Genomic DNA, 21958 nt, shown 5'->3' on the forward strand with positions numbered 1-21958 from the left:
GTATGTTTGCAATTATTGAAACTGGTGGAAAACAATTAAAAGTTGAACAAGGTCAAGAAATCTGGGTTGAGAAGTTAAACGCAGAAGAAGGTTCAACATTCACGTTTGATCAAGTATTAATGGTTGGTGGAGAAACAGTTAAAGTTGGTTCACCTGTAGTTGAAGGTGCTACTGTTACAGCGAAAGTTGAAAAACACGGTCGTGGTAAAAAAATCACTGTATTCAAATACAAACCAAAGAAAAACTACAAACGTAAACAAGGTCATCGTCAACCTTATACAAAATTAGTTATTGAAGCGATTAACGCATAATGATTAATGTTACCGTCTTGGTCAATGAAGATGGACAAGTAACTGAGTTTACTATGGAAGGACATGCGGATAGTTCACCTCATGGGCAGGATCTTGTATGTGCGGGTGCATCAGCCGTTGTATTTGGTAGTATGAATGCAGTTATGGGTTTGACGGATGAAAGACCCGATATTGACTATGCAGATGATGGCGGTTATTTTACTGCAAGAGTTGTGGATCTTAATAATAAGGAAGCACAACTGATCATACAGTCAATGCTCGTGTCTCTCCAGACAATTGAAGCTGAATACGGACAGTATATAAAATTAAATTATAAGTGAGGTGTAACTCATGTTAAAATTAAACTTACAATTCTTCGCATCGAAAAAAGGGGTAGGTTCTACACGTAACGGTCGTGACTCTGAATCAAAACGTTTAGGTGCTAAACGTGCTGACGGTCAATTCGTAACTGGTGGTTCAATTTTATACCGTCAACGCGGTACTAAAATTTTCGCTGGTGAGAACGTAGGTCGTGGTGGAGATGATACGCTTTACGCTAAAATTGATGGCGTTGTTAAATTCGAACGTTTCGGACGCGACAAAAAGAAAGTATCAGTATACGCTGAAGCGAAATAATGTGAATCATGGGACTTGGGACAGTTGTCTCAAGTCTTTTTTTCATTTTATTTAATACCGGACATGTACAAGATCCTCGATGATTTTGTATGCTGTCCTTTTTTTAATGATGACAATATTGTTCGTCTGACGTATACAAAGTGTTATTCCATGTTATACTATGTAAGAGGTGAGGAGATGAATCGCCGAGATATATACTTTAAGATGAAACATGATTTTGCAAACCAATTGCAGTTGATAGACACATATACACAGCTCGGTCAACATGAGAAAAGAGATAAGCTTATTCAAAGCGTTGTCATGTCATTTAAAGATGAGCAGGACTTTTTAAAGTTGCCATTAAATCAGACGATTGATTGTTACATAGGATACAGAATAGAACAGCATAAATTTGATTTCGCATTTGAAATAGATACGCTATCAAGTGCAATTGGCTTATATGATACGCGTGTTTCATCAATATTTAATGACGTGTTTGCTGATGCCGGACATCGTATTGAAGAAAAGGGCCTGATAACGATCAGTATCTTTGAAACTGAAGCTGCATTTGAACTGTTATTTGTTTTAACAGGGAGAATTATAGATAAAACGATACATCCGGCAATAACTGAAATGAATCAGAATTTAGTAGAATATGAATATGAAATAAATAAAAGAGGTGTCTAAATGTTTATAGATCAGGTAAAGATTAATTTAAAAGCAGGAGATGGAGGTAACGGAATCGTTGCTTACCGACGTGAAAAGTATGTGCCGCTCGGTGGACCAGCAGGTGGTGATGGTGGTAAAGGTGCTTCTATTGTATTTGAAGTAGATGAGGGACTTAGAACATTGCTTGATTTCAGATTTCAACGTATGTTTAAAGCAGAGCCAGGTGAAAATGGACAGTCGAGTAATATGCATGGCCGCGGAGCGAAGGACCTAGTGTTAAAAGTTCCGCCAGGCACAGTTATCAAAAATGCAGAGACAGGCGAAATTATTGCAGACTTGGTAACACATGAACAACGTGCAGTAGTTGCACGTGGTGGTCGTGGCGGGCGAGGGAATTCTCGTTTTGCATCTGCAAGTAACCCGGCACCTGACTTCTGTGAGAATGGTGAGCCGGGTGAGGAAATAGAAGTTTCACTCGAATTAAAGTTACTGGCTGATGTTGGTCTTGTTGGGTATCCAAGTGTAGGGAAATCTACTTTGCTATCTATTGTTTCTAAAGCGAAGCCTAAGATCGGTGCATACCATTTTACTACGATTAAACCAAATCTTGGGGTAGTTCAGACGAAAGATCAACGTAGTTTTGTGATGGCAGATCTTCCTGGGTTAATCGAAGGAGCATCAGAAGGTGTTGGGCTTGGACATCAGTTTCTTAAACATGTTGAGCGTACGCGTGTTATCATCCATATGATCGATATGGGACGTACAGATGGTCGTGATCCGTTTGAAGACTATACAACGATAAACAAAGAATTGAAGCAATATAATGAAAAGCTTGCACGTCGTCCACAAATTATTGTAGCGAACAAGATGGATATGCCAAATGCAGAGGAATATTTACAAGAGTTTAAATCTAAACTGAAAGAAGACGTTGAAATCATCGAACTGAGCGCGGCAACATATCAAAATATTGATACATTACTATATAAAACCGCTGATTTACTGGATGAAACGAAAGATATCGATTATGATCTAGATGAAGAAGCGAGTGCAGTTCATCGCGTCATGTATAAACATGAGAAATCAGTGGATCATTTTGAGATTACGCGTGATGATGACGGTGCCTACGTCGTAAGCGGTAACTCAATAGAACGTCTGTTCAAGATGACAGACTTCACAAGAGATGCGTCGGTACGCCGTTTTGCTAGACAAATGCGTACGATGGGAATCGATGATGCATTGCGTGAACGTGGAGCAAAAAATGGAGATACGGTACGTATTCTACGTGGTGAATTTGAATTTATTGAATAGAAGGTGTATTTGATGACGACACAAAAGAAATTTTATTTAATACGTGAAGATGTACTGCCTGAATCTGTAAAGAAAACCCTATTGATTAAGGATCTACTCGATAAGAATCCTAAACTATCTATCTTTGATGCCGTTAAAAAACACGATTTGTCACGAAGTGCTTATTATAAATATAAAGATACGATCTTTCCGGTTGATGAAAAGACACGTGAGAAGAATTTGACGATAATGGTACAAGTTGATGATAAGGTCGGCCTTTTAAGTGAGATATTATCCTTTATTGCTTTACATAATGGATCAGTATTAACGATACATCAGACTATTCCAATTAAAGAGAAGACGACCATTACAATTTCATTGAATGCTACAGATATCGATATGACGATCAATGAACTTATTGAAGTGATTAGTTCGATAGAGCATGTTAATGATGTAAAGCTTCTTGGAATGAGCTTATAGGAGGAACTATGTACGCATATTTAAAAGGTAAAATAATGACAATACTACCAACACATCTCGTAATTGAAGTGAGCGGGATAGGATATGAATGTCTAACTCCGAATCCTTACCGGTTTAATCATCAGCTAGATCAGATGATTACACTTCATACGCAGCTCGTTGTAAGAGAAGATGCACAGCTACTCTATGGTTTTAAAGACGAGGAAGAGAAAGCGATGTTTAATGCTTTGAATAAAGTAACAGGAATTGGGCCAAAATCAGCGCTTGCAATATTAGCTACAAGCACTCCTCAAGAGATTATTAAAGCAATCGAGTCGGAAAGTGAAAGTTATTTGATTAAATTTCCAGGAATAGGAAAGAAGACAGCGAGACAAATCATTCTAGATTTAAAAGGTAAATTGACGATTACGGATGAAAGTGAATTATTCAAAGAAGTAAATGATACACTATTAAACGAAGCATTACTTGCATTTGAAGCACTAGGATACTCAAAGAGAGAGATTACTAAGATTGAAAAAGAGCTCAAGAAAAAACAGTTTAGCACCGTTGATGAATATGTTAAGCAAGGATTGCAGATGTTTGTGTCATAAAAAGGATGTGTTATTTTGGACGATAGAATCGTTGATAACAATTTAATTGATCACTATGAAGTTGAAGAAGAGCTCTCCCTTAGACCCGAGAGACTTTCTCAATATATCGGGCAGCATAAGATTAAGGAGAATCTTGATGTTTTTATTCAAGCTGCAAAGCTCAGAAATGAAGCGCTTGATCATGTATTACTCTACGGACCTCCAGGATTAGGTAAGACGACGCTTGCGAATATTATTGCGCATGAACTCGATGTCAATATTAAGATTACTTCTGGACCCTCAATTGAAAGACCAGGAGATTTAGCGGCAATCTTGTCGAGCTTAAATGCGGGTGACGTTTTGTTCATTGATGAAATTCATAGAATTTCTCGCGTTGTAGAAGAAGTACTCTATCCTGCGATGGAAGATTTCTGCTTAGATATTGTAGTTGGAAAGGGAGAAGAAGCACGGAGCATTAGAATCGATCTTCCACCGTTCACACTTGTTGGCGCGACTACGCGAGCAGGAAGTTTATCGGCACCACTTAGGGATCGATTTGGTGTGCATCTGAGATTAGATTATTATGATATGAAAGACTTGTCCCATATTGTGTCAAGAACTGCAGATGTGTTCGAGGTTTCAATAGATGCACAATCTGTGCAAGAAATTGCACTAAGAAGTCGTGGGACCCCAAGGATAGCCAATCGACTGTTAAAGCGTGTAAGAGATTTTGCACAAGTTAGAAATAATGGACTAATTGATATTGAGATGACGACACACGCATTGAATCTATTACAAGTAGATCGATATGGACTTGACCATATCGACCACAAGATTTTACGTGCTATCATCGAACGTTATAACGGTGGGCCTGTAGGATTAGATACGATTGCAGTCTCAATAGGAGAAGAACGCATAACACTAGAAGATGTTTATGAACCTTACTTGATCCAAAAAGGCTTGTTAGAAAGAACTGCACGAGGGCGTGTTGCAACTATACATGCCTATGAACATCTGAATGTGCCATATGTTAATGAAAAGAGGAAATAATTGTGGATGTAAATGAATTTGATTTTAACTTACCGGAGTCTCTTATTGCGCAGACACCATTGCAGGACCGTACAGCGAGTCGACTCCTTACACTGAATAAGCATACGGGCGAAATCAAGCATACAAACTTTAAATCGATAATCGATTATTTGAATACCGGAGATACTTTGGTACTAAATGATACCAAGGTTATGCCGGCACGATTGTTCGGTGTAAAGGAAGATACGGGTGCGAAGATTGAAATGCTGATGCTGACAGAACATGACAACGGCTGGGAGGTTCTGATTAAGCCAGCAAAGCGTGTTACGATTGGAACGCGCATATCATTTGGTGAAGGTAAGATTGTTGCAATTTGTGTGGAGGAACTTGATCAGGGTGGTCGAATTATGCAGCTGAACTATGAAGGGATACTTCAAGAGCGTCTAGAGGAGCTTGGATTGATGCCTTTACCCCCTTATATTAAAGAAACACTAGAAGACCAAAGTCGATACCAGACAGTCTATGCACGTGCTACGGGAAGTGCAGCGGCACCTACTGCAGGATTACATTTTACAGAATCTTTGCTTGAAGATATTAAAGCTAAAGGTATTAATATTGCATATATCACACTGCATGTAGGTCTTGGTACATTTCGTCCAGTGAGTGTTGATGATGTTGAAAGCCATAAGATGCACAGTGAATATTACGAGATGAGCGAAGAAACAGCAAAGCTACTAAATGACACACGTGATAGTGGAAACCGAATTATTACAGTTGGTACGACTTCTACACGTACGTTAGAAACAATCGCTGATGATTCAGGACATTTTACAGCGCAGAGTGGCTGGACGGATATCTTTATTTATCCGGGTTATTCGTTTAAAGCAGTGGATGCGATGATTACAAATTTCCATCTGCCGAAATCAACATTAGTGATGCTTGTTTCAAGTCTCGCTACGAAAGAATTTATAATGAATGCATATAATGAGGCTGTGAATGAGAAGTATCGATTTTTCAGTTTCGGCGATGCAATGTTTATCTATTAAAGGAGAGAACTATGAACGCAGTAACATATGAACATATAAAAACATGTAAGCAATCTGGCGCACGTCTTGGTATTGTGCATACACCGCACGGTTCGTTTGAAACGCCGATGTTTATGCCTGTAGGTACGCAAGCTACAGTTAAGACGATGAGTCCGGAAGAATTAAAAGCAATGAATGCAAAGATTATTCTAAGTAATACATACCATTTATGGTTACGACCTGGAAATGATGTTATCCGTGAGGCGGGTGGATTACATAAGTTTATGAACTGGGACGGTCCGATTCTTACAGACAGCGGCGGTTTTCAAGTATTCAGCTTGAGCGATATGCGTAAGATTGAAGAAGAAGGAGTACATTTTAGACATCATCTAAATGGCTCTAAATTATTTTTAAGCCCAGAAAAGGCAATGCATATTCAAAATGATCTTGGTTCCGATATTATGATGGCATTTGATGAATGTCCACCGATGCCGGCAACATATGAATACGTTAAAGCGAGTATCGAAAGAACTTCACGCTGGGCTGAACGTTGTTTAGAAGCACACCAACGTCCCGAGGACCAAGCATTATTCGGTATTATTCAAGGCGGAGAATATGAGGATTTACGCACACAGTCTGCAAAGGACCTTGTTTCGATGGACTTCCCGGGTTATGCTATTGGTGGTCTATCTGTAGGTGAGCCGAAACCAATAATGTACCGAATGCTCGAGCATACGACGCCACTTATGCCATTCAATAAACCAAGATATTTAATGGGGGTTGGTTCTCCAGATGCATTAATTGAAGGTGCAATTCGTGGTATTGATATGTTTGACTGTGTATTGCCGACACGAATCGCAAGAAATGGGACATGTATGACATCTAAAGGGCGTGTTGTTGTGAAAAATGCTAAATATGAAAGAGACTTCACACCATTAGATGAAAAATGTGAGTGCTATACATGCAAAAATTATACAAAAGCATATTTACGCCATCTGATTAAGGCGGATGAGACATTTGGTATTCGTTTAACGACAATTCATAATCTGCATTTCTTACTTAATTTAATGGAACAAGTGCGTGAAGCGATTCGAAATGACCGTTTATTAGATTTTAAGGAAGAATTTTTTGAAGAATACGGATTAAACGTTGAAAATCCGAAAAACTTTTAGGAGGTAAAGAGATGAGTCCAGAAACACAAGCATTGTTACTTAATTTATTACCGTTAGTTGCAATTTTTGCAGTTGCTTACTTCTTTATGATTAAGCCGCAGCAGAAGCGTACAAAAGAACAGCAGCAGCTGATCAGAAATTTAAAGCGTGGAGATAAAGTCGCTACAATCGGAGGGTTACAAGGAACTGTTAAATCTGTAGATAATCAATTTGTTACTTTGATTGTCAATAATAAAGGTACTGAAATGACGTTCGAAAAACAAGCAATAAAAGGATTATCTAATAAATAATTTTGATTCCTTCAGAATTTAGATGTATACTTTTTACATCAAAAGGATTATAGAGGTGAAAGCGTGAAGAAACGTAGCAGAATCGTTGCCCTTTTGCTGCTGACTATATTATTGTTCAGTACAATGGGTGTAACAGCAAAAGACATTATGAATAAAGTAAATCTCGGCTTAGACCTGCAAGGTGGATTTGAGGTACTTTATAAAGTTGATAAGCTTGAAAAAGAAGATAAAATTACACCGGAAGTTGTTAAAGCCACAAGTAAGACGCTTGAATCTCGTGTCAACGTACTCGGAGTGAGCGAACCTAAAATTCAGATTGAGAATAAAGACAGAATTCGAGTACAGTTAGCAGGCGTAAAAAACCAGAATGAAGCGAGAAAGATATTATCGACAAGTGCCAATCTAACAATTCGTGATGCAAATGACAAATTGTTATTAAGCGGTAAGGATCTTGTTCAAGGTGGTGCAAAGCAAAGCTTTGATCAGACAAGCAATGCGCCTGTCGTTACTTTAAAATTAAAATCAGCCGACAAATTTGCTAAAATCACCAAAAAGATCTCTCAACAAAGTCCAAATATAATGGTTATATGGATGGATTTTGAAGAAGGTAAGGATAGCTACAAAAAAGAAGCAAAAAAAGAAGAGCAAGGGAAACAACCAAAATATGTGAGTGCAGCAGGTGTATCACAGGAAATTAACTCCCAAAATGTTGAAATTTCAGGTGGATTTAATGGGGAAGATGGACTGATTCGTGCAAAACAAATTGCAGACCTGTTAAATTCTGGTTCACTTCCAGTGAAGTTAACGGAAGTATATTCAACATCTGTGGGTGCTCAGTTTGGGCAAGATGCACTACATGATACTGTACTGGCATCTGCCATTGGTGTCGGATTAATCTTCTTGTTCATGATTTTCTATTACAGATTACCAGGAGCAATTGCCGTAATTTCATTGTCGGTTTACATCTGGTTAACGATGATCGCCTTTAATTTGATTTCAGGTGTTTTGACATTACCAGGTATTGCCGCGCTCGTTCTGGGTGTAGGTATGGCAGTCGATGCAAATATTATCATGTACGAACGTATTAAGGATGAAATCAGAATCGGAAGAAGCATTAAACAAGCTTTCAAAAAAGGCTCGAATTCATCTTTCTTAACAATTTTGGATGCAAACTTAACAACTGTGCTGGCCGCCTTAGTGCTATTCTTCCTTGGAACGAGTAGTGTAAAAGGATTTGCAACGATGTTACTGCTTGGTATTATAATGATCTTTGTAACACAAGTATTCTTATCACGTTTCTTACTCAAACTTGCTGTAAACTCTGGAATGTTTGACAATAAGTTCTCATTCTTTGGGGTCAACAGAAAGCACCGTCACGATATTGCTGAAGGTATGGATGTCCAGGATTTAAAATCAGCCTGGGAACATATTGATTTTGTGAAATTAGCAAAGCCATTGCTAGGGTTATCATTAGCATCAATTATCATTGGAAGCATCATTATTACGATGATGGGATTAAATTTAGGTATCGACTTTAAGAGTGGTTCACGCGTAGATATCAAAAGTGAACAAGTATTAAAAGAAGATGGACTAAAAAAAGAGCTGGAAACGTTAAAGGTGCCAAGTGAAAATGTTGTTGTAAATGCTGAAAATCCAAAAATGGCATCTGTACAATATAAAGACCCGTTAACGAAGGAACAAATCAATGATTTAAAATCAACGTTCTCTGAAAAATATGGACACGAGCCAAACGTAAACACAGTATCAAGTGAAATTGGTAAAGAATTAGCGAAAAACGCAATTAAATCCGTGATTATCGCTTCGATTGGAATCATCATCTACGTTACATTCCGTTTTGAATGGCGTATGGGACTGACGTCCGTATTATCTTTATTACACGATGCATTTTTAATCATTGCATTCTTCAGTATATTCCGTCTCGAAGTAGACGTTACGTTTATTGCAGCGGTTCTTACCATTATAGGTTATTCGATTAATGATACGATTGTTACATTTGACCGTGTCCGTGAGAACCTACGTAAGCTTAAACTTATCACAACACCAGAACAGATCGATCAGATTGTTAACAGTTCGATTCGTCAGACGATGACGCGTTCAATCAATACGGTATTGACAGTATTGATCGTGGTTATCGCATTAATGTTACTCGGTGCATCAAGTATCTTCAACTTCTCGGTTGCATTGCTTGTCGGATTAATTTCTGGCGTCTTCAGTTCAGTCTTTATTGCAGTACCACTTTGGGGAATGTTAAAGAAACAACAACTGAAAAAATCAAACGGCAAACTGATTGTTTATAAAGAGAAGAAACCAAACGAAGAAAAAATTTATGTCTAACGGCTGATGGATCAATCGGCAAACAAAGCCCAGGGAACTGTATACAACTACAGTTCCCTGGGCTTTTTTAAATAAATAATTGCGTATATCCCCTTTTCTATTTTTGTGTAAAAAATGATATGATAATTAGTAAAGATAAAGGGGGATCAATATGAAAATAACTAAGATAACAGGCTATCAAATTGAATTGCCGTTAAAAGAACCATTCGTAATTAATTATGCTACATATCCACATATGCCGGCATTTATTTTAGCAATAGAAACAGACGAAGGAATAACAGGGTATGGTGAAGCTGTACCTGATGAACATGTAAATGGGGAACATGTGAATGCGGCTTTTGAAATCATGCAGCATGTAATTGCACCAGCATTGATTAACAGAAATCCGCTGAATATTAATGCGATACTGGATAGTTTAGATAGTTTGATCATTCATAATTCGTCAATAAAAGCGGCTGTAGATATTGCATTACATGATATCCTTGGGAAGAAGGCTGGACTTCCGTTATATGAATTATTAGGTGGTAAAACGAAAGACAGACTATCTTATGCAAAAGTGTTAAGCGTTAAACCATTTGAACAACTAAAGAATGATATCGATGTATTACTAGAACAGGGATATAATGTTATTAAAGTCAAACTCGGTGGAGATGTAGTATCGGACTGCAGAAAGTTACAACAGATTCTGGATTATGTAGACGAATCGATTGAAGTTCGTGTCGATTGTAATCAGGCGTGGTCTTCGCCGAAACGTGTTGCACAAATGGTCAATCAATTAGATTATCCGAATTTAATGTGGATAGAACAACCGTTAAGTTATAATGAGATTGAAGGGCTAAATTACTTATATAACCATATGAAAGTACCATTGATGGTGGATGAGAGTATATTAAATGTTAAGCAGCTTGTACAACTTAATATTAATACAGATTTAATCAACGTAAAATTAATGAAATGCGGCGGTATAAAAGCAGCAATACACATTATTAATTATGCTGAGGCACACGATATTCCGTGTCAGATAGGTTCTATGGTTGAATCCTCTATCGGCAGTGCTGCGGGATATCATGTCGCAATGAGCCATCATAATGTACAGTCTACTGAACTGACTGGACCACTATTATTCAGTGAAGAAATCGGAAATTTAAAATATGAAATTCCGTATGTCTACTTAAGTGATGCACCAGGACTTGGAATCGAAATAGATCAGCAAAGTTTAAATGCAATAACGACACGACAATTCGAAATGAGTGAAACAAATGAATAGTACTACTTTTAAAAATAAAATACATGAAATAAATACAGAACTGAACAGTATTGCAGAAGTAAGCTGGAAAGAACAGAAGACGACCGAGTATTTAACCACGTATTTAAAGGACTATACCATTGAACGTTTCAATAAAACTGGTTTTTTGCTGCAAATTGATGGTGAGATTAAAGATGCAATTGCATTTCGTACGGATATCGATGCGCTTCCATATCGTTTAAATAATGAATTGAAGGTGCTGCATGCATGTGGACATGATGTACATATGACGATATTAACAGGTTTCATCTTAAAGCTAAAAGAAATGGACTATAAACCGAAACACACATTAAAGTTTATTTTTCAGCCTGCTGAAGAACTAGGAGAAGGCGCGAAGTATGTTGTGGAACATGAACAAGAAGTTTTGGAGCATGTACACTATTTATTTGGTATGCATGTACGTCCTTTAGATGAACTTAAAAAAGGTCAGTTTTCCGCAAGTATACAGCATGGTGCGAGCGGTACAATCTATATGGATGTAATTACTAAAGCGGGACATGCGGGACGACCTTGGGAATCAATTAACAGTATTGATATCGTAATGGAGATATATGAACATATAAAGCGTATCAACATGGGAAGTAACCGTAATTATTCTATTAAGATGACAAAGATTAATACGATGAATGGACAGGATAATTCCATTCCTGGTCACGTAAGCGTAACATTTGATATTAGAGCGAACTATAATGATATGATGGATGAACTGATCGCGGTTTTTAATAAGATGATCGATGATAGGAAAGTTCAATATGCTGAACAAGATGTGTTTATCGATACTAGAATCGACAGTTATACAGTAGCTGCACAAATAGATACAGATGCGAAAGAATTTCTGAAAAAAGCGATAAAAAGTAAAGGATTTGAATATGTGGATACAATCTATACGCCAGGCGCAGAAGATTTCCATAACTATACGTATGCACTGCCGAATATCAAGTCGACAATGCTAGGGATTGGCTGTAATATGGAACATGGATTGCATCATCCTGATATGAAACTGGATAAATCAGTCATCTTTGATGCGATAGAAATATTTTATCAACTTTTAATAGATATCGATAAATAATAGGCAAATTTATTTAGGGGGATTGTTGTGGATAAAACTGTATGGACAGTCAAAAAACCTGTAGATACAATTCCTGCAGCGTTAATTAAAAAATATGACATCACTGAAATTAATAGGAAGATATTAGAGTCTCGTCATATTGTGACGGAAGCAGCATTACATGATATTTTTGTGGCAGATGACATTCATGATCCATTTGCGATGCACGATATGAGTAAAGCAGTTAAACGTATTCAAACCGCGATAGATAATAATGAAATGATACTCGTTTATGGAGATTATGATGCAGATGGTGTAACAAGTGTCACTGTTCTCGTTAACAGCTTGAAATCTATCGGTGCAAAGGTAGGCTGGTACATTCCGAATCGTTTTACAGAAGGATATGGACCAAATGAGCAGGCCTTTCGTGAAGCGCATGATGCGGGTATATCTTTAATCATTACGGTTGATAACGGAATACAAGGTCATCATGAAGTAAATGTTGCGAACGAACTAGGTATAGATGTTATTATTACAGATCACCACGAGATTGGTCAGACCCTTCCAGATGCATATGCAATTTTGCATCCGATGCATCCGGATGGCAGCTATCCCTTTCACCATCTCGCAGGTGTAGGGGTGAGCTATAAGCTTGCGTGTGCGCTAAACGGGCAGATGAATGAGCATCTACTCGGATTTGTTGCGATTGGTACAATCAGTGATCTTGTATCATTGACGGGTGAGAATCGAGCGCTCGTAAAGCGGGGACTTAAAGCCTTAAATGTAGATACACCGATTGGTTTAAAGGCATTACTCAAGCAAGCCTCTTTTAATGGTGAGATCACGGAAGAGACAGTCGGGTTTATTATAGGTCCGAGACTGAATGCAGTCGGTAGATTAGATGATGCACGATTAGCATGCGAATTACTGCAAATAGATAATGAAGATGAAGCAGAGTGGATGAGCGAACAAGTCGATCAGTTCAATATTGAACGCAAGGAGATTGTAAGCTCGATTACTGAACAAGCATTGATAGATGTTGAAGAAAAAATCGCTAATGGCAATCGTTTTATCGTTGTTGCAAAGGAAGGCTGGAACGAAGGTGTGCTCGGCATTGTCGCAAGTAGAATTACAGAGCAGTACCATTTACCCGCAATCGTATTGAACATTGATTATGATAAAGGCTACGCGAAAGGCTCTGCAAGAAGTATTGCGCAAGTATCGATGTATGACAGTCTTGAGGAAACGAGAAATCTTATTACTAAATTTGGTGGACATCATATGGCGGCTGGGATGACATTGCCCATTGAAAATATTGAACGACTCGAACAAGCATTGAATAACCATTTAGATACTTTGATCGATGGTGAAATCATTCAGGAAATAGAAATTGATGCTGCTGTTGAAATGTCAGATATTACAATAAAAAATATTAATGATATGGATAAACTCAGACCGTTCGGAACAGACTTCAGTGCCCCTTTACTCTCATTAATGAATGCTGAACTAACAGACGTGAAGCAAATTGGGCAGAACCAGGCTCATTTAAAGATGACTGTTCAAAATACACTTAATGCACTTATGTGGAATGAAGGTGCAAGAATATCAGGCCTTCCAGTAGGCAGTCAAGTGAATTTAGCAGGTACGCTGCAACTAAACGAATGGAATGGCAACGTTCAGCCACAGATGATTGTACGTCATATAAAGCAAGACACTATGCAGATGATTGATTTTAGAAACGTACACCCCAATTCATACAAATTTTTAAAGACCGAACAAGCTGCTTTTGTTATTAATCCACGTAAAAATAAATTAAATGAACATTATTTTTATTATGGTGAAATGATATCGGGTTATGACAAAGTTGTATTCCGCGATCTGCCTGAAAGTGAAGAAAGGTTTCTAGAGACTTATCACAGTCTGGATGCGACATTAATCTATTTTATATTTCACACACCAAGACAATTATATTTTGAAGGTATGCCGACAGCAGAGAAATTTAAGCTGTTATATAAATGCATCATCATAAAACCAGAGATTAATCTAGAAAAAGAAGGCGGTTATCTACTTCAGACCATAAATGTGTCACCGGATACTTTGCTGTTTATGCTAGATGTGTATCATGAAGTCGGCCTTATTGTTAAAGAAGGTCAATTTATAAAAAAGCAGGAAGTTGATAAAAAGGTCGATTTATTGAGCTCAAGTACTTATCAAGCACGATTAAATCAGTTAAAATTAGAAAGTAAGCTATTGTTTTCATCATTCGATGAATTAAAACAATTTATCTTATCGAATAACTCATTGTCCTAGGAGGCATATTATGGATCTAAAGCAATATATTACTCAGGTAAAAGACTGGCCAAAACCAGGCGTAAATTTCAAAGATATTACAACAATCATGGATAACGGAGCGGCATATAAATATGCAACGGATCAAATTGTGGAATATGCAAAAGAGAAACAAGTTGATATCGTTGTCGGTCCTGAAGCACGTGGCTTTATTATTGGCTGCCCGGTTGCTTATGCGATGAACATTGGCTTTGCACCTGTCCGTAAAAAAGGGAAGCTTCCTCGTGAAGTTATTAGCTATGAATATGAACTCGAATATGGTACGAACGTACTCACAATGCATAAAGATGCAATAAAACCTGGTCAGCGTGTACTAATAACAGATGATCTACTTGCTACGGGCGGAACAATTGAAGCGACTATCAAATTAGTTGAATCTCTTGGAGGTATCGTTGCAGGGATTGCATTTATCATCGATCTTAAATACTTGAACGGTATGGAGAAGTTAAAAGGATATGATGTGATTTCACTCGTTGAGTATGAAGTAGAATAATTATGTTTAAAAAGGATAAGTATGTACTTATTCTTTTTTTATATTATTTATTTTATATAGAGATTGTAGTATTATTAATACATTATAGCTTAGGAGGTGATAGGATGAATAATGAATATCCATACACTAAAGATGATGTGCTTGAGATGACAAGAAGCTATTTATCAGAGAAAGATTATCAGTTTGTAGTAAAAAGTTATGAGTTGGCAGAAAAGGCACATGAAGGTCAATTTCGTAAAAATGGACTTCCTTATATCATGCATCCTATCCAGGTCGCAGGCATACTTGCCGAAATGAAATTAGACGGACCTACAATCGTTGCTGGATTCCTGCACGATGTTGTGGAGGATACGCCTTATACGTACGAAGATCTGAAACAGATGTTCAATGAAGAGGTTGCTTATATCGTTGATGGAGTGACGAAGCTCGAAAAAGTAAAGTACCGTTCTAAAGCTGAGGAACAGGCAGAAAATCATCGTAAACTATTTATTGCGATTGCAAAAGATGTCCGTGTTATTCTCGTAAAACTCGCAGACAGACTACATAATATGCGTACATTAAAAGCGATGCCCCATGAAAAGCAAGTACGTATCGCTAAAGAAACGCTAGAAATCTATGCCCCTCTGGCCCACCGTCTTGGTATCAATACGATAAAATGGGAACTTGAAGATATTTCACTGAGATATATTGATAGTATCCAGTATTTTAGAATTGTTCATCTTATGAAAAAGAAACGTAGTGAACGTGAATCTTATATAGAGAATGCCATCGACAATATTCAAAAAGAGATGCAGATTACAGGAATTAACGGTGAGATCACAGGAAGACCGAAACATATATACAGCATTTATAGAAAGATGGTTAAGCAGAAGAAACAGTTTGATCAGATATTTGATTTATTAGCAATCCGTATTATTGTTGATAGTATTAAAGATTGTTATGCGGTGCTTGGACTTGTACATACATTATGGAAACCGATGCCTGGTCGTTTTAAGGACTATATCGCGATGCCGAAACCCAATATGTATCAATCACTTCATACAACAGTAGTAGGACCGAATGGCGATCCGCTTGAAATCCAGATTCGAACACATGAAATGCATGAAATTGCTGAACATGGGGTTGCTGCACACTGGGCATATAAAGAAGGAAAGTCATTAGTGAACCCAGATGAAGCGAGAAGTTTAAGCAAGATGAGCTGGATGAAGGAAATCGAAGAAACAGATTCTACTTCACCAGATGCGGAAGCTTTTATGGAATCATTAAAGTATGAGCTTCAAAGCGATAAGGTATATGTGTTTACCCCAGAATCAGATGTTGTTGAGCTTCCGATTGGTGCAGTGCCGATCGACTTTGCATACGCAGTGCATAGTGAAGTCGGCAACAAGATGATTGGTGCAAAGGTAAATGGTAAGATTGTACCGATTGATTATGAATTATCGACCGGGGATATTATAGAGATTAGAACATCAAAACATTCCTATGGCCCAAGTCGTGACTGGCTGAAAATTGTTAAAAGTGCAAGTGCAAAAAGTAAGATAAAGAGTTTCTTCAAGAAACAGGACCGTTCTAGCAATGTTGAAAAAGGTCGATTTATGATAGAAGCTGAAATCAAAGAAAACGGTTATCAAGTTGAAGAGATTATGACGAGTGAAAATATTCAGACCGTCGTGGAAAAGTATAATTTCCAAAGTGTTGAAGATGTATATGCGGCAATTGGTTTTGGTGGATTAACTGCATCGGCTGTTTTTAATAAGCTTTCAGAGAAACAAAGGATTAAAGAGAAGGAACTGAAGCTGAATCAAGTTCAGGAAGTAAATAAACAGTTAAGTGTTAAGGGTAATATCCAGACAGAGTCAGGTGTATATGTCGAGGGTATGGATAACATGCTGATAAAGCTTTCAAGATGCTGTAACCCAATTCCTGGGGATGAAATTGTCGGCTATATTACTAAAGGGCATGGTGTAAAAGTTCATCGTGCGGAATGCCCTAATATCGTAAATGAAACAGAGCGTTTAATCGATGTAGAGTGGGTTGTCTCTTCTTCTGAGAATAAGACATATCAAGTTGACCTGGAGATAACAGCTTATGACCGTCTCGGACTTATTAATGAAGTGTTGCAGGCCATAAACGCGACGAAAGTAGCACTTATTCAAGTTTCTGGAAAATCTGATGTTGATAAGAACGCGAAAATTAAAATCAGTATCATGGTTAGAAATGTATCAGAATTAATGAAAGTCGTAGACAAAATTAAGCAGCTTGGTGATATCTATACAGTAACAAGAACATTAAACTGAGGTGTTGTATGAGAGTTTTAGTACAAAGAGTGAAAGAAGCTTCCGTGAAGAGTGGTGATTATTACGGATCGGTTCAAAAAGGATTGCTGCTACTTGTAGGTGTCCATGAGCTCAGCACAGAAAGTGATGCAGATGCATTGGCAGATAAAATTGTGAAGTCCAGAATCTTTGAAGATGATGCCGGTAAGATGAACTTATCTGTTCAGGATATCGCCGGAGAAATTTTGTCGATTTCTCAGTTTACATTGTATGCAGATGTAAAAAAAGGTAATCGTCCAAGCTTTACCAAAGCTATGCAGCCACAAAAAGCAGAGCAGATATACCATTATTTTAATACACAGCTTAAAAATAAAGGATTAAAGGTTGTACAAGGATGTTTCGGCGAGATGATGGATATTGCACTAATAAATGAAGGCCCCGTTACTATCATGTATGAGAGTAAAGATGGTAAGTTAGTATGACGAAGATAAAGCTTACGACAAAAGCATTGAAACTATTGCTGGCACTTTCTTTGTTCGTATTAATTGTGCTGATCGTATTTGCTTTCATTGCAAAGCAGGAAAATCCAAAACGTTTGTCATTAGTTGAAGATAATTCTCTCAGAACTGGTCCGAATGCGATGTATCCTGAAATCTTCAAAGTTAAAAAAGGAGAGTCCTTCAAAATATTGAAACAGGATAAAAAATGGTTCTTCGTTCAAAATGATGAAAAAAAAGGATGGGTTGCAGGCTGGCACACGAACTTAAATATTAAACGTGACCATGTTCATCGGGAACATCCATTAAAAAATAAGACCATCATCATAGATGCAGGGCATGGTGGTGGTGACCAAGGTGCATCAAGTAAAAATGGTACAAAAGAAAAGGAAATCACCTTAAAGACCAGTCTCATGCTGAGGGATAAGTTACAGGATGAAGGTGCGAATGTAATTATGACGCGCGCAACTGATGAATACGTTACGCTCAATGACCGTAAAGGAAAAGCTGATGCATTTTTAAGTATTCATGCAGATGCGTTGGATGGATCTGCACCCCATGGTCTCACAGTCTATTATTACAGCGATTCACAAAAAATGCTCGCTGATACATTGCACATGGCGATTAAGAAAAAGGCATTATTATCTGATCGTGGGGTCAGACAAGAGAACTTTCAGGTCATACGTCAGACGAAGCAGCCGGCAGTATTGTTAGAACTCGGTTATATCAGTAATCCTACTGATGAATATATGATGAACGATAAAATATACCGTCAGATTACGACGACGAGTATAGTAGATGGTCTTAGAAATTACTTTTCTTATTAACTTGACTTTAAACAGTTAAATTAGTAATATAAACCTAATATTAATTCCATATCAACCGTTATGAGCTTATATATTGTTATTAATTATTTAAAGAGACATCTACAGCTGCTGGGAGTAGATGATTAATGATAGCAATGCGAACAATAGGCAAGGTTGCTTTATGAAAGTAAAGCCGTAATGCATGCGTTAAATGTACTAAAGAGGATATTCTATTCTGTTGAATATCAATTTGGGTGGCACCACGAATATTTCGTCCCTTATGCATATGCATAAGGGGCTTTTTTATATTAAGGAGGATAATGATGATTAATATACCAAGAGGAACACAAGATATATTACCTGCTGAAACTGCCAAGTGGCGTTATGTCGAATCAAAGTTACATAATATTGCAGCAAACTATAACTATAAGGAAATCCGTACACCGATGTTTGAGTCTACGGACCTCTTCGCACGTGGTGTCGGAGGTTCTACAGATATCGTTCAAAAAGAAATGTATACGTTCAAAGATAAAGGAGATCGTAGTTTAACATTACGTCCAGAAGGGACAGCAGCTGTTGTAAGAAGTTATATCGAGAATAAGATGAATGGAGATGCTAATCAACCGGTTAAACTTTATTATAATGGTCCGATGTTCCGCTACGAACGTAAACAAAAAGGACGTTATCGTCAGTTTGTACAGTTCGGTGTTGAAGCAATTGGTAGTGAAAATCCAGCGATTGATGCAGAAGTTATTCATATGGTGTATAACATATACAAATCATTTGGGTTGAAGCATATTAAGATTGTACTGAACTCAATCGGTGATATGGATAGTAGAGAAGAGTATAAACAGGCATTGATTGAGCATTTTGAACCACATATCAATAATTTTTGTAACGACTGTAAAAACAGATTGCATACAAATCCGATGCGTATCCTGGATTGTAAAGTTGACCATGAGCAGCCAACAGTGAAAACGGCGCCAAAGATTACTGAGTACTTGAACGATTATTCAAAAAATTATTATGAAGAAGTGAAACAATACTTAGACCTGCTAAACATTCCGTATATCGAAGATGCAAGTTTAGTGCGTGGTCTGGATTACTATACGCATACTGCATTTGAAGTGATGAGTGAGGCGGAAGGTTTCGGAGCGATTACTACACTATGCGGTGGCGGGCGTTATAATGGATTACTGGAGATGCTGGATGGACCTAAAGAAACAGGGATCGGCTTTGCATTGAGTATTGAACGATTACTGCTTGCAATCGAAGCAGAGGATATTCAATTAGATGTTGAAGAATCAGTAGATATATTTGTTGTAACGATGCCTGAAACTGTGAAGGAAGCGGTTAAGATTGTTGCAGAACTGCGTAATGCAGGTATACGTGCTGATATGGATTATCTCGGCCGTAAGATGAAAGGTCAGATGAAACAGGCAGACCGTATCCATGCAACATATACAGTGGTGCTTGGCAGCAACGAAATTGAGACGAACAAAATAGAGATTAAAGCGATGCAGACTGGGGAAAGTGAAACGATAAAGCTACAGGATATTGCATCATATATTAAAGGAGAATAATGAATGGATAATAGAACAACATATTGTGGCTTAGTCACAGAATCATATATCGGACAAGAAATTATTTTAAAAGGATGGGTACAAAAACGTCGAGACCTTGGAGGATTAATCTTTATTGATCTACGCGACCGTGAAGGTGTCGTACAGATTGTATTTAACCCGGATTTCTCAAAAGAAGCGTTGACAATTGCTGAAACCATCCGTTCTGAATATGTCATAGAAGTTCATGGTAAGGTAACGATGCGTGATGAAGCTGTCATCAACCCAAAGATTAAAACAGGTAAGGTAGAAGTTCAGGTTAGTGAAGTAACAATTATTAATAAATCTGAAACACCACCATTCCAGATTGAAGCAGAGACTGATAGCTCAGAAGACGTGCGTTTAAAATATCGTTACCTAGATTTACGCCGTGAACCTTTAGCGAATACATTCAAGATGCGTCATCAAATTACACGTGCTGTACGTAACTACTTAGATGAAAGTGGATTTTACGAAGTTGAAACACCTGTACTTACGAAATCTACTCCAGAAGGGGCGCGTGATTATCTTGTTCCATCACGTGTACAAGAAGGAGAATTCTATGCATTACCACAGTCTCCGCAAATTTTTAAACAGCTATTGATGATCGGTGGATTTGATAAATATTATCAGATCGTTAAGTGTTTCCGTGATGAAGACTTACGTGCAGACCGTCAGCCAGAGTTCACTCAGATCGATATTGAGATGAGTTTCGTCGATCAGGAAGATGTTATGTCAATGAATGAAGGAATGCTTAAGCGTATTATGAAAGATGTTAAAGGTATCGATATTGCGACACCTTTCCCGCGTATGACGTATGAAGAAGCGATGCGTGATTATGGAATCGATAAACCTGACACACGTTTTGATATGAAACTTGTGACTTTAAATGACCTTGCTTCAAAGATGGAATTTAAAGTATTCAAAGGTGCGGTAGAAAGTGGTGGTGCCGTTAAAGCAATCGTTGTCAAAGGCGCAAGCGATAAATATTCACGTAAAGATATTGATGCGTTACAGGAATATGCAAAGATATATGGTGCGAAAGGGTTAGCATGGGTTAAAGTTACTGAAGATGGATTAAACGGACCAATCGTGAAATTCTTTGAAGAAAGTCATGTATCAGAATTATTAGATGCGACAAATGCAGAGATGGGTGATTTAATATTATTTGTTGCTGATAAGTGGAGTGTTGTCAACGCAAGTCTCGCAAACTTACGTAATAAGCTTGGTAAGGAACTCGGCTTGATTGATGAGAATAAATATAACTTCTTGTGGGTAACAGACTGGCCGTTATTTGAATATGACGAGGAGCTAGATCGCTACTTCGCAGCACACCATCCATTCACAGCACCGAAAAAAGAGCATATAGAAATGCTTAAGACAGACAAAGAAAAAGTACAGGCGAATGCATATGACGTCGTATTAAATGGTTATGAGCTCGGTGGGGGATCTATCCGTATACATGATCAGGAAATGCAGAAAAAGATGTTCGAAGCTTTAGGATTTAGTGATGAAGAGGCACAGGAGCAGTTCGGGTTCTTGATGGATGCATTTAAATACGGTGCACCACCACATGGCGGTATTGCTTTAGGATTAGACCGTATGGTGATGCTGTTATCAGGCCGCTCGAACTTACGTGACGTAATCGCATTCCCGAAAACTGCAAGTGCAACTTGTTTATTGACAGATGCACCAAGTAAAGTGGACGACAAGCAATTAGAAGAACTTCATATCCAGCTAAATATTGAAAATTCAGAAAAATAGAAAGTTTTTTATTTGCATTATATGAAATATATGATAT

The 21958-nt window shown here is 37.8% G+C and carries 21 protein-coding genes; all 21 read left to right on the top strand.

Annotated elements, in window-relative coordinates; genetic code table 11:
* Positions 1-2: 2 nt before the first annotated feature.
* The gene (gene rplU, locus CD152_RS03590; RefSeq protein ID WP_012657190.1) at positions 3-311 is read left to right on the top strand and encodes a 50S ribosomal protein L21; all 309 of its coding nucleotides are present in this window, start codon (positions 3-5) and stop codon (positions 309-311) included.
* A complete protein-coding gene (locus CD152_RS03595; RefSeq protein WP_103214410.1) occupies positions 311-631 on the top strand; it encodes a ribosomal-processing cysteine protease Prp in 321 nt (106 codons plus the stop codon). Before rplU ends, CD152_RS03595 begins: the two co-directional genes overlap by 1 nt.
* Positions 632-641: 10 nt before the next feature.
* A complete protein-coding gene (rpmA, locus tag CD152_RS03600; RefSeq protein ID WP_041636048.1) occupies positions 642-926 on the top strand; it encodes a 50S ribosomal protein L27 in 285 nt (94 codons plus the stop codon).
* Between the two features lie 177 nt (positions 927-1103).
* A complete protein-coding gene (locus CD152_RS03605) occupies positions 1104-1592 on the top strand; it encodes a Spo0B domain-containing protein (RefSeq protein WP_157819634.1) in 489 nt (162 codons plus the stop codon).
* A complete protein-coding gene (gene obgE, locus CD152_RS03610; protein WP_012657187.1) occupies positions 1593-2882 on the top strand; it encodes a GTPase ObgE in 1290 nt (429 codons plus the stop codon). It begins immediately after the preceding gene.
* 12 nt (positions 2883-2894) lie between these two features.
* Positions 2895-3341, top strand: a complete 447-nt coding sequence (locus CD152_RS03615) for an ACT domain-containing protein (protein WP_041636046.1) — start codon at positions 2895-2897, stop codon at positions 3339-3341.
* Between the two features lie 8 nt (positions 3342-3349).
* Entirely contained in the window at positions 3350-3931 is a 582-nt protein-coding gene (ruvA, locus tag CD152_RS03620; protein WP_012657185.1) for a Holliday junction branch migration protein RuvA, read from the top strand.
* Positions 3932-3946: 15 nt separating this feature from the next.
* Positions 3947-4960: a Holliday junction branch migration DNA helicase RuvB gene (gene ruvB / locus CD152_RS03625; RefSeq protein WP_086038891.1), complete on the top strand. Its 1014-nt coding sequence runs from the start codon at positions 3947-3949 to the stop codon at positions 4958-4960.
* A 2-nt stretch (positions 4961-4962) separates the two neighbouring features.
* The gene (gene queA, locus CD152_RS03630; RefSeq protein WP_103214411.1) at positions 4963-5985 is read left to right on the top strand and encodes a tRNA preQ1(34) S-adenosylmethionine ribosyltransferase-isomerase QueA; all 1023 of its coding nucleotides are present in this window, start codon (positions 4963-4965) and stop codon (positions 5983-5985) included.
* Positions 5986-5996: 11 nt separating this feature from the next.
* Positions 5997-7136, top strand: a complete 1140-nt coding sequence (gene tgt, locus CD152_RS03635; RefSeq protein ID WP_086038890.1) for a tRNA guanosine(34) transglycosylase Tgt — start codon at positions 5997-5999, stop codon at positions 7134-7136.
* A gap of 11 nt (positions 7137-7147) precedes the next feature.
* A complete protein-coding gene (yajC, locus tag CD152_RS03640; protein WP_099482894.1) occupies positions 7148-7426 on the top strand; it encodes a preprotein translocase subunit YajC in 279 nt (92 codons plus the stop codon).
* A gap of 63 nt (positions 7427-7489) precedes the next feature.
* A complete protein-coding gene (gene secDF / locus CD152_RS03645; RefSeq protein WP_103214412.1) occupies positions 7490-9781 on the top strand; it encodes a protein translocase subunit SecDF in 2292 nt (763 codons plus the stop codon).
* A 151-nt stretch (positions 9782-9932) separates the two neighbouring features.
* Positions 9933-11048, top strand: coding sequence for a mandelate racemase/muconate lactonizing enzyme family protein (locus CD152_RS03650; protein WP_012657180.1), 1116 nt, complete (start codon positions 9933-9935; stop codon positions 11046-11048).
* Positions 11041-12156: an amidohydrolase gene (locus CD152_RS03655; protein ID WP_103214413.1), complete on the top strand. Its 1116-nt coding sequence runs from the start codon at positions 11041-11043 to the stop codon at positions 12154-12156. The genes CD152_RS03650 and CD152_RS03655 overlap by 8 nt, the downstream gene beginning before the upstream one ends.
* Before the next feature lie 21 nt (positions 12157-12177).
* Complete coding sequence (gene recJ, locus CD152_RS03660) at positions 12178-14445, top strand: single-stranded-DNA-specific exonuclease RecJ (RefSeq protein ID WP_407943922.1); 2268 nt, start codon at positions 12178-12180, stop codon at positions 14443-14445.
* A 10-nt stretch (positions 14446-14455) separates the two neighbouring features.
* Positions 14456-14977: an adenine phosphoribosyltransferase gene (locus CD152_RS03665; protein ID WP_012657177.1), complete on the top strand. Its 522-nt coding sequence runs from the start codon at positions 14456-14458 to the stop codon at positions 14975-14977.
* A gap of 104 nt (positions 14978-15081) precedes the next feature.
* Positions 15082-17274 carry a RelA/SpoT family protein gene (locus CD152_RS03670; protein ID WP_103214414.1) on the top strand — a complete coding sequence of 731 codons (2193 nt, stop codon included), beginning with the start codon at positions 15082-15084 and terminating at the stop codon, positions 17272-17274.
* An 8-nt stretch (positions 17275-17282) separates the two neighbouring features.
* The gene (dtd, locus tag CD152_RS03675; RefSeq protein ID WP_012657175.1) at positions 17283-17735 is read left to right on the top strand and encodes a D-aminoacyl-tRNA deacylase; all 453 of its coding nucleotides are present in this window, start codon (positions 17283-17285) and stop codon (positions 17733-17735) included.
* Positions 17732-18577 (top strand): N-acetylmuramoyl-L-alanine amidase, encoded by an 846-nt coding sequence (locus CD152_RS03680; protein WP_012657174.1) that lies wholly within the window; start codon positions 17732-17734, stop codon positions 18575-18577. Before dtd ends, CD152_RS03680 begins: the two co-directional genes overlap by 4 nt.
* Before the next feature lie 302 nt (positions 18578-18879).
* Positions 18880-20139, top strand: a complete 1260-nt coding sequence (gene hisS / locus CD152_RS03685) for a histidine--tRNA ligase (RefSeq protein ID WP_103214415.1) — start codon at positions 18880-18882, stop codon at positions 20137-20139.
* A gap of 3 nt (positions 20140-20142) precedes the next feature.
* Positions 20143-21921 carry an aspartate--tRNA ligase gene (gene aspS, locus CD152_RS03690; protein WP_101144401.1) on the top strand — a complete coding sequence of 593 codons (1779 nt, stop codon included), beginning with the start codon at positions 20143-20145 and terminating at the stop codon, positions 21919-21921.
* Positions 21922-21958: the final 37 nt, after the last annotated feature.

This window comes from Macrococcoides caseolyticum (assembly GCF_002902665.1).
GTDB classification, from domain to species: domain Bacteria; phylum Bacillota; class Bacilli; order Staphylococcales; family Staphylococcaceae; genus Macrococcoides; species Macrococcoides caseolyticum.

Coding starts and splice junctions, on each gene's coding strand:
- CD152_RS03655 (WP_103214413.1), top strand. CDS start 11,041: ATGAATAGTACTACTTTTAAAAATAAAATACATGAAATAAATACAGAA.
- ruvA (WP_012657185.1), top strand. CDS start 3,350: ATGTACGCATATTTAAAAGGTAAAATAATGACAATACTACCAACACAT.
- rpmA (WP_041636048.1), top strand. CDS start 642: ATGTTAAAATTAAACTTACAATTCTTCGCATCGAAAAAAGGGGTAGGT.
- dtd (WP_012657175.1), top strand. CDS start 17,283: ATGAGAGTTTTAGTACAAAGAGTGAAAGAAGCTTCCGTGAAGAGTGGT.
- CD152_RS03650 (WP_012657180.1), top strand. CDS start 9,933: ATGAAAATAACTAAGATAACAGGCTATCAAATTGAATTGCCGTTAAAA.
- obgE (WP_012657187.1), top strand. CDS start 1,593: ATGTTTATAGATCAGGTAAAGATTAATTTAAAAGCAGGAGATGGAGGT.
- yajC (WP_099482894.1), top strand. CDS start 7,148: ATGAGTCCAGAAACACAAGCATTGTTACTTAATTTATTACCGTTAGTT.
- CD152_RS03665 (WP_012657177.1), top strand. CDS start 14,456: ATGGATCTAAAGCAATATATTACTCAGGTAAAAGACTGGCCAAAACCA.
- CD152_RS03595 (WP_103214410.1), top strand. CDS start 311: ATGATTAATGTTACCGTCTTGGTCAATGAAGATGGACAAGTAACTGAG.
- CD152_RS03605 (WP_157819634.1), top strand. CDS start 1,104: ATGAATCGCCGAGATATATACTTTAAGATGAAACATGATTTTGCAAAC.
- hisS (WP_103214415.1), top strand. CDS start 18,880: ATGATTAATATACCAAGAGGAACACAAGATATATTACCTGCTGAAACT.
- tgt (WP_086038890.1), top strand. CDS start 5,997: ATGAACGCAGTAACATATGAACATATAAAAACATGTAAGCAATCTGGC.
- CD152_RS03670 (WP_103214414.1), top strand. CDS start 15,082: ATGAATAATGAATATCCATACACTAAAGATGATGTGCTTGAGATGACA.
- CD152_RS03680 (WP_012657174.1), top strand. CDS start 17,732: ATGACGAAGATAAAGCTTACGACAAAAGCATTGAAACTATTGCTGGCA.
- CD152_RS03615 (WP_041636046.1), top strand. CDS start 2,895: ATGACGACACAAAAGAAATTTTATTTAATACGTGAAGATGTACTGCCT.
- rplU (WP_012657190.1), top strand. CDS start 3: ATGTTTGCAATTATTGAAACTGGTGGAAAACAATTAAAAGTTGAACAA.
- aspS (WP_101144401.1), top strand. CDS start 20,143: ATGGATAATAGAACAACATATTGTGGCTTAGTCACAGAATCATATATC.